Origin of the sequence: Streptomyces dioscori (assembly GCF_003024195.1) — a bacterium.
In the GTDB taxonomy this organism is placed as follows: domain Bacteria; phylum Actinomycetota; class Actinomycetes; order Streptomycetales; family Streptomycetaceae; genus Streptomyces; species Streptomyces dioscori.
Map to the genome: position 1 here is coordinate 569338 of NZ_KZ679042.1, position 12573 is coordinate 581910.

General features: G+C 70.0%; 7 protein-coding genes and 1 pseudogene. 7 read left to right on the forward strand and 1 reads right to left on the reverse strand.

The genetic code is table 11. The annotated features are described in order from the left end of the window. Window positions 1-356 precede the first annotated feature (356 nt). The 5 genes and pseudogenes from C6Y14_RS16260 to C6Y14_RS16280 all read left to right on the forward strand — a co-directional run bounded on the left by C6Y14_RS16260 (window position 357) and on the right by C6Y14_RS16280 (window position 9350). Window positions 357-2534 (forward strand): RICIN domain-containing protein, encoded by a 2178-nt coding sequence (locus C6Y14_RS16260; protein WP_404828797.1) that lies wholly within the window; start codon window positions 357-359, stop codon window positions 2532-2534. A gap of 44 nt (window positions 2535-2578) precedes the next feature. Further along, window positions 2579-3421: pseudogene (locus C6Y14_RS16265) on the forward strand (ThuA domain-containing protein); the annotation flags it as partial. A 129-nt stretch (window positions 3422-3550) separates the two neighbouring features. Beyond that, on the forward strand, window positions 3551-5464 hold the full coding sequence (locus C6Y14_RS16270) for an AMP-dependent synthetase/ligase (protein WP_225891114.1): 1914 nt from the start codon (window positions 3551-3553) through the stop codon (window positions 5462-5464). A 61-nt stretch (window positions 5465-5525) separates the two neighbouring features. Then, window positions 5526-6113, forward strand: a complete 588-nt coding sequence (locus C6Y14_RS16275) for a hypothetical protein (RefSeq protein ID WP_107017366.1) — start codon at window positions 5526-5528, stop codon at window positions 6111-6113. Window positions 6114-6326: 213 nt separating this feature from the next. After that, window positions 6327-9350 (forward strand): glycosyl hydrolase, encoded by a 3024-nt coding sequence (locus C6Y14_RS16280; RefSeq protein ID WP_107017367.1) that lies wholly within the window; start codon window positions 6327-6329, stop codon window positions 9348-9350. A gap of 156 nt (window positions 9351-9506) precedes the next feature. Here C6Y14_RS16280 and C6Y14_RS16285 read toward each other — a convergent pair whose 3' ends face one another. Next, window positions 9507-10019, reverse strand: a complete 513-nt coding sequence (locus tag C6Y14_RS16285; protein WP_107017368.1) for a pep a2 — start codon at window positions 10017-10019, stop codon at window positions 9507-9509. Window positions 10020-10330: 311 nt separating this feature from the next. On the opposite strand from C6Y14_RS16285, the gene C6Y14_RS16290 reads away from it, so the two are divergent. Both C6Y14_RS16290 and C6Y14_RS16295 read left to right on the forward strand, forming a co-directional pair. Next, window positions 10331-10621 (forward strand): DUF5133 domain-containing protein, encoded by a 291-nt coding sequence (locus C6Y14_RS16290; RefSeq protein WP_107017425.1) that lies wholly within the window; start codon window positions 10331-10333, stop codon window positions 10619-10621. A 68-nt stretch (window positions 10622-10689) separates the two neighbouring features. Then, the coding region (locus C6Y14_RS16295) for an alpha-1,4-glucan--maltose-1-phosphate maltosyltransferase (RefSeq protein ID WP_199854748.1) at window positions 10690-12573 on the forward strand (1884 nt) is incomplete at its 3' end.

Below are 12573 nucleotides of genomic sequence, written 5' to 3' on the forward strand. Positions count from 1 at the left end.
CTCGCACACCGACCACGGGGCGGCGCGACGATCTCCTTCATCGTAATGACGGGTACCGCGGACCGCCCCTCCAGAGAGCTTGCCGCCTTCAATTCCTTGCGGACTCCGGACGATTGTCGGCCTTCTTTGCTTCACATCTTGACGCGCTTGGTTCAGACCTTTAGGTTCACCGATCGCCGAGATTCCACGAATGCGCTCATCGTTCATGTCTGTGAACACGCTGTCGGTGAACACGTTCATGTACGCCGTCTTCTCACCCCCACCCCCCACGCACAGGAGAATCCGTGTTCGGATCGTCAGGATCACCGGTCGGATCACCGAGGTCGCCCAGATCACCGGGCCGCCGGATACCCACCCTGCTCACCACCTTCGCCCTGGTGGCGTCGGCGGCGGGCGCCGTGGCGGCGGCCCCTCCCGCACCACGGGCCGAGCAGGCCGCGGCCGCCCTCCCCACGGGCTGGGCCACCGTCGTCAACGCGGGCAGCGGCAAGTGCGTCGACGCCCGGGGCGCCGGAACGGCCGACGGCACCGCCGTCCAGCAGTACGCGTGCAACAGCAGCCAGGCCCAGCAGTGGCAGCTGCGCGACACCTCCGACGGGCGGGTACGGGTCGACAACCGCGCCGACGCCACCAAGACCTGGGACGTCGCCGACGTGTCGGTCGCCGACGGCGCGGCCGTGCAGCTGTGGACGTACGGCGGCGGGACGAACCAGCAGTGGCAGCCCGTCGCTGACGCCTCCGGGACGACCTATCACTTCGTGAACCGCAACAGCGGCAAGTGCCTCGACGTGCCGAGCGCGTCGACCGCCGACGGTGTCCAGCTCCAGCAGTGGACCTGCAACGGCTCCGCGGCCCAGTCCTTCCGCGTCGACGCCGTCGACGTCCAGCAGCCGCCCGGCACCCCGGACCTGGGCCCGAACGTCACGGTGTTCGACCCGTCCACCCCGGCCGCCACCATCCAGAACAGCCTGAACGCGGCTTTCGCGCAGCAGGAGACCAACCAGTTCGGCACGGCCCGCAAGGCCTTCCTCTTCAAGCCGGGCACCTACGACGCGAACGCCAACGTCGGCTTCTACACCCAGGTCGCGGGTCTGGGCCTCTCCCCCGACGACGTCACCATCCGCGGCGCGGTGCACGCCGAGGCCGACTGGTTCCAGGGCAACGCCACCCAGAACTTCTGGCGTTCGGCGGAGAACCTGTCCGTGACACCGACCTCCGGCACCGACCGCTGGGCCGTCTCGCAGGCGGCCCCGTACCGCCGCATGCATCTGCGCGGCAACCTCCAGCTGGACGACGGCGGCTGGTCCAGCGGCGGCTACATGGCCGACACGAAGATCGACGGGCAGGTCAGGTCGGGCTCGCAGCAGCAGTGGCTCTCGCGGAACACCGAGTGGTCCAGCTGGACGGGCTCGAACTGGAACATGGTCTTCGTCGGCGCACAGAACGCCCCCGCGAACACCTTCCCCAGTCCCCCGTACACCACGGTCGACCGGGCGCCCGTCACCCGTGAGAAGCCCTTCCTGTACGTCGACGCGGCCGGCGCGTACAAGGTGTTCGTCCCCGCCGTACGCACCGACTCGCGCGGCACCACCTGGGCGGCCGGCACCCCGGCGGGCACCTCGCTGCCCCTGTCGGACTTCTTCGTCGTCAAGCCCGGCGCGACCGCGGCACAGATGAACGACGCTCTCGCGCAGGGCAAGAACCTGCTGGTCACCCCTGGTGTCTACCACCTCAACCAGACGCTGAAGGTGACCCGCCCCGACACCGTCGTGCTCGGCCTCGGCCTGGCGACGCTCATCCCGGACAACGGCGTGACGGCGATGACGGTCGCGGACGTGGACGGCATCAAGCTCGCCGGGATCCTCTTCGACGCCGGGACCACCAACTCGGCGCAGCTCCTGGAGATGGGCCCGGGCGGCTCGTCCGCCGACCACGGCGCGAACCCCAGCTCCCTGCACGACGTGTTCTTCCGGATCGGCGGCGCGGCCGTCGGCAAGGCCACCACCAGTCTCACCGTCAACAGCGACGACGTCATCGGCGACCATCTGTGGATCTGGCGCGCCGACCACGGCAACGGCGTCGGCTGGAACACCAACACCGCCGACACCGGACTCGTGGTCAACGGCGACGACGTCACCATGTACGGCCTGTTCGTCGAGCACTACCAGAAGCACCAGACGATCTGGAACGGCAACGGCGGGCGCACGTACTTCTACCAGAACGAGATGCCCTACGACCCGCCCAACCAGGCGGCCTGGATGAACGGCTCCACGCAGGGCTACGCCGCCTACAAGGTCGCCAACTCCGTGACCAGCCACCAGGTGTACGGCTTCGGCAGCTACTGCTACTTCAACGTGAACCCGGCCGTCACCGCCGAACACGCCATCGAGGCACCGAACTCGGCGAACGTGCGCTTCCGCAGCATGGTGACGGTCTCGCTCGGCGGCACCGGCACGATCCGCCACGTCGTCAACGACCGCGGCGGGCCGTCCAACTCCACCACCAACGTGGCCAACCTCGTCAGCCACCCGTGACGGCGCGCACCCACAACGAGTCGACGTACAGGAAGGGGCACATCATGAACGGCATCAGAACGTCCGCGCCGGCGCGCATCGCCCTGCAGGTGCTCGTGCTGCTGGCCACCCTGCTGGGACTGGCGGCGCCACCCGCCCACGCGACACCGGACACGGCGGCGAAGGCGGCGCCCTTCAAGGTGCTCGCCCTCTACAGCGGTACGTGGGACGCCGCGCACATCAGCTTCACCCGCGAGGCCAACCAGTGGTTCCCCGCCCGCGCCGCCGAGAACGGCTTCACCTACACGGCGAGCACCAACTGGAACCTGCTGGCCGACGGGGGCGTCGACGCGTACCAGGTCGTCCTCTTCCTCGACGACCTGCCGCAGAGCGCCGCCCAGCGGACCGGCTTCGAGCGCTACATGCGCGCGGGCGGCGGCTGGCTGGGCTTCCACGTCTCCGCCTTCACGACCGAGGCGCAGCAATGGCCCTGGTACCACCAGCAGTTCCTCGGCAGCGGCAATTTCAAGTCGAACACCTGGGGGCCGACGTCGGCCACTCTGCGGGTGGAGGACCGTACACACGCCTCGACAAGGAACCTGCCCGCCACCTTCGCGTCGTCGGTCAACGAGTGGTACAGCTGGTCGAACGACCTACGGCGCAATCCGGACATCAAGATCCTGGCCTCCATCGACCAGAGCAGCTTCCCGGTGGGCACCGATCCGAACCAGACCTGGTACAGCGGCTACTACCCGGTTCTGTGGACCAACACCCAGTACCGGATGCTCTACGCGAACGTCGGTCACAACGCGATGGACTACGCGACGAACACCCCGCTGTCGTCCACCTTCGCCAGTGCCTCCCAGAACCGTTTTCTGCTCGACGGACTGAAGTGGCTCGGTGGCGCAGCGCAACGAGATCAGGACAGGTCGATCGTCCGTTCGTGACCCAACTCCCGCCGTCGTGGGCTAGATTTCGAACGCCCTCGATTCCGGACTCCATCGGAGGGGCGCTCTGAGGAGATTCTGGAGCGGCACATGCACCCCTTGGAAGTATCCAGACAGGCCTCGCCCCTGATGCAGGGCGGGCTCGCGGACAGTCTCTTCGAGACAGCCGAACGCGATCCCTTCCTGCCGCAACTGGCACGCCGCTCCGACACCTCTCCCGCAGCCTGGTCGCAGGTCACCGCGATCGAGCTGCGGGACCAGGTGCTGGACGTGGCACGGGGCTTCATCGCGGCCGGGATCTTCCCCGGCCACCGCGTGGCCGTCATGGCACGCACCCGCTACGAGTGGACCGTGCTCAGCTACGCCCTGTGGACGGTGGGCGCCGAGATCGTCCCGATCTATCCGACCTCCTCGCACGAGCAGGTCGCGTGGATCCTCCGGGACGCGGGCTGCGTCGCCGTGGTGGTGGAGGACGAGCAGGGCATCATGACGGTCGGCTCGGTGTGCGCCACGCTGCCGTCCCTGCGGCACGTCTGGCAGCTCGACGCCGGGGCGCTCACGGATCTGGCCGAGGCGGGCCTGTCGGTACCGGTCACCACCGTCGAGTCGATGCGCCGGATCGTGCTGCCGGACTCGACGGCCGTCATCGCCTACACCTCGGGCACCACGGGACACCCCAAGGGCTGCGCGCTGAGCCACAGCAGCCTGGCGAGCCCCTGCGACACCCTGCTGGCCGGCTGGGGGCACACCGCGGCGCCCCCCGGGCAGCAGCCCGCGGTCCTGGCCTTCCTGCCCTTCTCCCACGTGTACGGCCTGATGATCCAAGGGCTGTGCATGCGCGGCGGGATCCTCATGGGCCACGAGCCGGACCTGCGCGCGGAGACCCTGGCCGAGGCCCTGCTGTCGTTCCGGCCCACGTATCTGTACGCAGTGCCGTACGTCTTCGAGAAGCTGTACAAGAATTTCCTCCGCAAGGCCGAGGAGGCGGGCAAGGGCGCCCTGTTCGAGCGTGCCGTGCGGACCGCGCAGGACTTCGCCGCGGCGGCCGAGCGGCAGCGGCTGGGCACGGGCGCGGGCCCCGGCTTCGAACTGCGGCTGCAGCATGCCGTCTACGACAAGACGGTGTTCCGCAAGCTGCGCGCGGCCCTGGGCGGCAGGGTGTGCGGTGCCGTCTCGGGCGGCTCCCCCCTCAACCGTGAACTGGCCCTGTTCTACTCGGGGATCGGGATCTTCGTCCACGACGGGTACGGGCTCACGGAGACGAGCGGCGGCATCACGGCGCAGCCCGTCGGCCGCGAGAAGTTCGGCACCGTGGGACAACCGCTGCCCGACACGGAGATCCATGTGGCCGACGACGGGGAGATCCTCGTCCGGGGGCCCTCGGTGTTCCAGGGCTACGTCAACGACGAGGAGGGCAACCGGGCCGCGCTCCACAACGGCTGGCTGGCCACCGGGGACATCGGGCAGCTCGACAGCGAGGGCTATCTGAGCATCACCGGCCGCAAGAAGGACATCGTCATCACGAGCGGCGGCAAGAGTGTCGCCCCCGCGGCTCTCGAAGAGCGCCTGCGGGTCCATCCGCTGGTCCACCAGGCGGTCGTCGTGGGGGACAACCGGCCCTGTGTGGGGGCCCTGATCACTCTCGATCCCGAGTACCTCGCCCACTGGCGCTCGGTGCACGCCGTGCCGGGCGACGCCCACGACCGCGAACTGCGCGAGGAGCACGCCCTGCGGGAGGAGATCAACCGCGCGGTCGGCGCGGCCAACTCCACCGTGTCGCGCTCGGAGTCCATCCGCGTCTACCGGGTGCTGCCCGAGGCGTTCGACCTGGCCAACGGGCTGCTCACCCCGTCGATGAAGCTGCGCAGGGACGCCATCGCGGAGCGGTACGCGGCCGAGATCGAGGCGATGTACCAGTCCTCGTCGCGCACTCCCCGCGCTCTGCCGCCCGCGCCCACCACCGACCCCTTCAGCTGGGACGAGACGGACAACGTCTTCGGGTGATCCGGCGCCACCACGTCGTGATCCCATGGACCGCGTCCGCACAGCGAGCCTGGGGAGACACATGCGACGAGTACAGGGTGCCCGCTGGTCGGCGCGGGCCGCGACGGCGGCAGCGGTCGCACTGCTGACGTGCACCGCCGCCTGCGGAGGCACGGAGACCGGCAGCGGCTCCCCCACCCCGTCCGGGCCGCGCTCCTCGGCGTCGCACGCCCGCTTCGTCGAGGACATCCCGTGGGCCGACGGCGGTCGTGTCGGCATGTACTACGCGGCCGGGCGCGGCCTCATGGAGCAGCACCAGGACACCGCGGGCGGACCGTGGAGCAAGCCGCGACTGGTGTACGCGACCGAGGGCGACGCCTGCCGGAGCATCACGCTCAAGGCCTTCCGCGACACGGTCACGGCGATCGCGAACTGGGGTGTGTACTGCGCGGACGGCGAACCGCCGACGGAGTCGGTCGCGGCGGTCGGTACGCGGGACCTGGCGACCTGGGACACCAGGGCGACCGAGGACTTCGACGGCTGGGAGAAGGCCACGCCCGTGGCCGGCACCGAGGACCTGCTGTTCACGAGAACGTCCACCGAGTGGCTGACACGGCTGCGCTGGAGCCCGGCGGGCGGCTTCGGCGAGGTGCGGAACATCCGCCGCTAGGGCCCGCTTCAGGGCTGTGCCGACCGACTCCGGCCTCGCCTCATGACCGGGCGCCCGGAAATTTGTGTGGTGCGCGCTTCTTGACGCCTCTTGATCGGGCGACTTACTTTCGCAGCGTCGCAGCGATTAAAACGTTTCAACTCCCCCGGGCCCTTCAGGGGGTCCTCTTTGTGCTGCCCTCCAAGCCTCAAGCTCCAAGAGTGGACAAGAACCATGAACGACCACACCGCAGTTCCACGGGCGGGTCTCCCGCGCCGTACCGTCCTCGCCGCGGCGGCGGCCACGGCTGCCGCCGCCGGCGTCGTCGACTGGGCGGCGCCCGGCAGCGCCTCGGCCGCGGCCCGGACCGCCACCGCGGGAGCCACCGGCTCCTCCTCCCTGCGTTTCGCCGAGCCGGGCCGCGCGGTGCGCCCGAAGTTCCGCTGGTGGTGGCCCGACGCTCTGGTGCAGCCGGACGAGATCAGACGCGAGATCGACCAGATCGCCGACGCGGGCTTCGGCGGCGCCGAGATAGCCGCCGTCCACCACAGCGTCAGCGACACCTCCTCCCTGGACACGGCCCGCCACGGCTGGGGAACCGCCGCCTGGGTCGCGGGAGTCGAGGCCGCGCTGAGCCAGGCCGCCCGGCGCGGTCTCACCGTGGATCTCACCGTCGGGCCCAGCTGGCCCGCCGCCGTACCCGGCATCACCCCCGACAGCGACGCGGCCGTCAAGGAACTCGCCCACGGAGCGGCCACCCTGGCCCCGGGCGCCACGTTCTCCGGCCCCGTCCCGAAGCCCGTGCACGAGGCCGCGTCGGGCGTCACCGCGCAGCGGCTGCTCCTCGTCCAGGCCGCCCGGGTGAACACCGCGAACTCCACCCGCAAGGAGACCGGCCTCGACCTGGACTCGGTCCGCGATCTCACCTCCACCGTCGCCGACGGCGCCCTGGACTGGACCGCGCCCGACGACGGCACCTGGGTGGTGATCTCGTACTGGGTGCGCGGCTCCGGCCAGACCCCGGAGGCGGGACCGCACACCGACCCGCCCGCCTACGTCGTCGACCACTTCAGCGCGGCGGGCACGCGCGCGGTGACCGACTTCTGGGAGAAGCACATCCTCACGAAGTCCGTCCGCCGGCTGCTGAAGGTGTCCGGCGGCGCGCTTTTCGAGGACTCCATCGAGCTGGAGACCGACGGACTGCAGTGGACATCAGCCCTGCCCGACGCGTTCCGCGAGCACACCGGACGCTCCCTGCTGCCGCTGCTGCCCGCCCTGGTCCTGGACAACAGCAACCAGGTGTACGCCTTCGAGGCCGCCGTCACCCGCCAGATCCGGCACGACTTCTGGGAGACGGTCTCCACCCTCTTCAACAAGCACCACGTCACGGCGCTGCGCACCTGGGCGCACTCGCTCGGACTCCAACTGCGGTCCCAGCCCTACGGGTTGCAGACCGACGCCATCGCCACGGCCGCGATCCTCGACATCGCGGAAGGTGAGTCGCTGGGCTTCAAGAACCTCGACGACTACCGCTGCCTGGCCGGCGGCCGTGACATGGCGGGGCACACGGTGCTCTCGTGCGAGGCGGGCGCGTACACGGGCGGCGCGTACAGCACCACATGGCAGAAGTTCCTGCGCACGATGGGCGGCGCCTACGCCGCCGGAGTCAACCAGACGGTCGTCCACGGCTTCTCCTACGCCGAGTTCCCCGGCGTCAACTGGCCGGGATACGCGGCCTTCACCCCGTACAAGGGTGTGGCCGGGTACGGCGAGTCCTGGGGTCCCCGGCATCCCACCTGGAAGCACGTCCCGGACGTCTCCGGCTACCTCGGCCGGGTCCACCAGGTGCTGCAGACCGGCAAGGCCAGGGCGGACGTGGCGGTGTTCCGGCAGACCGGCTACACGGCCACCGGCATCGGCGCGTCCTGGTTCACCTCGACGGGCATCACGCTCGGCTGGAGCCACCAGTTCCTCAGCGGCCCGCTCCTCGACCTGCCGTCCGCCGTCGTGCGCAAGGGACGGCTCGCACCGGACGGCCCCGCGTACAAGGCCCTGTTCGTCGAGGGCGACTTCTTCTACGGGTCCACGGTGACGCTCGCCCTGCGGGACGCGCGCGCCCTGCTGCGGTTCAGCCGCGCCGGACTGCCGATCGTGCTGCTCGGCGCCTGGGACACGGTGGTGCCGCCCGGCGTCCCGGACACCGGCGAGAGCGAAGAACTGCGTTCCGTGGTGAAGGAGTTGCTGGCCCGGCCGCTGGTCCGCACGGTCACCGACAAGACCCTGGTCGGCGACGCGCTCACCTCGCTCGGAGTGCGGCCCGACGTCACGTACGCGAACGCCTCGACGCTTCTCAACGCCCACCGGGTGGCCGACGGGGTCGACTACTACTACCTGTGCAACGGCAAGCACGCCGAGACGGTCAAGCCGGCGGTCGCCGCGATCGACCACGAGGTCACCCTGCGCCGCACCACGGCCAAGGGTGTGCCGTACCTGCTGGACCCGTGGACCGGGAAGGCGGAGCGCGTCGCCCGCTACACGGAGGACGGCGACGCGGTGACCGTACGGGTGACGCTGCAGCCCGCGGAGACCCTGATCGTGGCGATCGGCAGGCCGGGGCTCTTCGGTGACCGCAACGGCTCCCGCCCGTACGCCGTCGACAGTGAGGCCGAGGAGGTGCGCTTCACCGACGCCGGTCTCACCGTGCGTGCCACGGCGGCGGGTACGTACCGGACCTCGCTCTCCAAGGGACGCGCCGTCAGCGCCACGCTGAAGGACATCCCGGAGCCGACGGAACTGACGTCGTGGAACCTGCGTGTCCAGGACTGGCGGCCGGGTGCCTCGGCCACCAGAACGACTGTCGTCGAGCACGAGGTGACGCTGGACGCGCTGGTGCCCTGGTCGCAGATCCCCGAGCTGGCGGACGTCTCCGGCATCGGCCGCTACCGCACCACCTTCACCCTCGGCCGCGGCTGGACCGGCGGACACGGCGCGCGTCTTGAGCTGGGCTCGGTCACGGACACCTGCCGGGTGACGGTCAACGGCCACCGGCTCGACCCGGTCGACCAGATCCACCCCGTGGTGGACCTCGGCGACCTGCTCGAACGCGGCACGAACACCATCGAGGTCGAGGTGGCCACCCCGCTCGCCAACCGCCTGCGCGTCAGCGACCCCGCGGTGTACGGCGGTCTGGCCCGGGCGGCATACGGGCTGCTGGGGCCGGTCCGGCTGGTCCCGTACGGGGAGGCCCGGATCGCCTGACCGGGTCCACGGCCGACCGGACGCCGTACCTACGGCATCCGGTCGGCCGGGCCCTGCGGAACAGACCGTTCGGCCCGCGACCGCCTGGGCGGTCGCGGGCCGAACGGTCTGTCGTCACTCGACCGTCGTCACTCGCCCGTCGTGACTGAGCCGCCGTCACTCCGTCGCCGCGCCCACGAGCGGCCCTTCGGGCGCAGGAGCCGCCAGGGCCGGAACGGGCAGTTCGCGGGGCGTGCGCCGGGATTCGCGCAGGCTGGGCGCGGGGGCGGTCGGGACCAGCGGGGAGCGTTCCATGGCGCGGGCCCGGCGGGAGAACCAGACGATCCGTCCGCCACTGCCCGTGGCACAGCACCCCCAGCCGTCGCTCAGCGCGGCGACGTGCGCCAGCCAGCCCCGCGTCGCGGCCTCCGGGTGGGACTTCCCGTCGATGTCCGCGATCGCGGTGATGAGGTGCTGGCCGTTCCACCACATCTCAAGCGTGGTGTTCTTGTCCGTCGCGTGCGCGTCGATCGTCCGCAGCAGCAGCTCCGCGCAGTGACAGACGGGCTCGACGAGGTTCTCCAGGTTCCAGTACCGGAGGTGGGCGGCCAGAATGCGCCTGACCTGATCGACCCGCTCCGGACTGACCTCCACGTCGAGGTGGTAGTAGCAGGGGACTACGGTCTTCATCGTCGTTGGCTCCTCACCGGCAACCGGCGAAGCTCTCGCTCCTCCTCGCCCCGGTGGGGGCCGAGCTCTGAATGCAGAGCGTGAGCAGTGATCGCTTCTGAGTCATTCCCAGAGTGCGAGCGGTACTCCATTCGTGCAACCCGAGCGGCGGACCAATGTCGTTGAAACGACAACAGGACGTTGAGTGGCCGCGCGTGCACCATGAGTGAGGGTGTCGGCCGCCGTAGTCGGTCGATACCTCCGCGTGCACGGTCATCACGCACATCCGGGCGAACCGTGCGCATCCGAGGGAATGGAAGGTGACCAGTGAGATGCTGCTGCCTGCCAAGGACGAGGTCGCCAGGCTGCTGGAGCTGTACCGGGCCTGGGAACGCATGATGCTCGCGGCCCCCGCCGACCACGGCGCGCGAGGCAGTTTCGAGGACACGGGCTACACGCTCTGCGTCCTCATGGGCAAACGCTGCGCACGTGAGGCCGTGCACGCAGCCGAACGCTACTTGTCGGCCACTTCGGCCCGGCGCCGCGAACGGGCCGGTCACAGCCCGCCGATCGGCGCGCTTCCGGGGCATCCCGACCAGCTCGCGGTGAGCCCCGCGACCTAGGAAAGAGCCCTCCGACCCGTGGGCGACCACGGACCTGGACCAGGACATCGACGACGGAGATGAATCACATGACCGAGAACCCGGCCGGCGGCCGCATCCCCCCAGTCGGCCGCACGACCGTCGTTCAGATCGGCCGCGTCCCCGTCGTCGACGTCCGTCCGGCCGTCGACCGCGGCAACCGCCCCACGAAGGCGGTGGTGGGCGAGACCTTCCAGGTCAGCGCCACCCTGTTCGGCGAGGGCCACGACGTGGTCGCCGCGAACGTCGTGCTGTGCGGCCCCGACGGGCGCACCGGCCCGTGGACTCCCCTGCGGGAGCTGGCCCCCGGTACGGACCGCTGGGGCGCCGATGTCACGCCCACGGCGGTGGGCGAGTGGACCTACTGGGTGGAGGCGTGGTCGGACCCGGTGTCCGCCTGGCGCCGGTCGGCCCGCATAAAGGTCCCGGCCGGCATCGATGTGGGCCTGGTGCTGGAGGAAGGCGCCGAGTTGTACGAGCGGGCCGCCTCCGGAGTGCCGCGCGACGCCGGCCGAGCGGCGGTCCTGGCCGCCGCGGACGCCCTTCGCGACGACGACCGGCCCCCGTCCGCGCGTCTTGCCGCCGCCCTGACCCCGGACGTGGACACGGCACTCGCCGGGCACCCCCTGCGGGAGCGGATCACCCATTCGGACCCGCTCCCCCTTTTGGTGGAGCGGGAGCGGGCGCTGTTCGGTTCCTGGTACGAGTTCTTCCCGCGCTCGGAGGGCGCGGTGGTCGAGCCCGGGAAACCACCGGTCAGCGGTACGTTCGCGACGGCGGCCCGGCGGCTGCCCGCGATCGCCGGGATGGGCTTCGACGTCGTCTATCTGCCACCGATCCACCCCATCGGTACGACCTTCCGCAAGGGGCCCAACAACAACCTCTCGGCGAACCGCGAGGATGTCGGCGTCCCCTGGGCGATCGGGTCACCGGAGGGCGGGCACGACGCCATTCACCCCGATCTCGGCACGATCGACGACTTCGACGCGTTCGTACGCACCGCGACCTCCCTGCACCTCGAAGTCGCCCTCGATTTCGCGCTCCAGTGCTCACCCGACCACCTGTGGGTGGAGAAGCACCCGGAATGGTTCCAGCACCGCGCGGACGGCACGATCGCCTATGCGGAGAACCCGCCGAAGAAGTACCAGGACATCTATCCGATCGCCTTCGACGAGGACATGCCGGGCCTGGTCGAGGAGACCCTCGGCATTCTGCGGTTCTGGATGAGTCACGGGGTGCGCATCTTCCGCGTGGACAATCCGCATACGAAGCCGGTCATGTTCTGGGAAGAGGTGATCGGGGAGATCAATCGCACCGATCCCGATGTGATCTTCCTGGCCGAGGCGTTCACCCGCCCGGCGATGATGCACACGCTCGGCGCGATCGGTTTTCAGCAGTCCTATACATACTTCACCTGGCGCAACACCAAAGAGGAACTGACCGAATACCTCACCGAACTGTCCGGTGACGCGGCGGCCCATATGCGGCCCAACTTCTTCGTCAACACCCCCGACATCCTCCCGGAGTTCCTGCAGCACGGCGGCCGGCCCGCGTTCGAGATCCGGGCCGTGCTGGCGGCGACACTCTCGCCCACCTGGGGGATGTACGCGGGATACGAGCTGTGCGAGAACACCGCGGCGAGAGCCGGTACCGAGGACTATCTCGACTCGGAGAAATACCAGCTACGGCCGCGGGACTGGGAATCCGCCGAGCGGGCGGGCACATCCCTCGCACCGCTCATCGGTTCGCTGAACAGGATCCGGCGGGAACACCCCGCACTGCGCCGGCTCCGGAACATCCACTTCCACCAGGCCGACAACGACTCCGTGATCGCCTACAGCAAGCGCGAGGGCACGGACACGGTTCTGGTGGTCGTGAACCTCGACCCCCACCACACCCAGGAAGCCACCATCTCGTTGGACATGCCACGACTC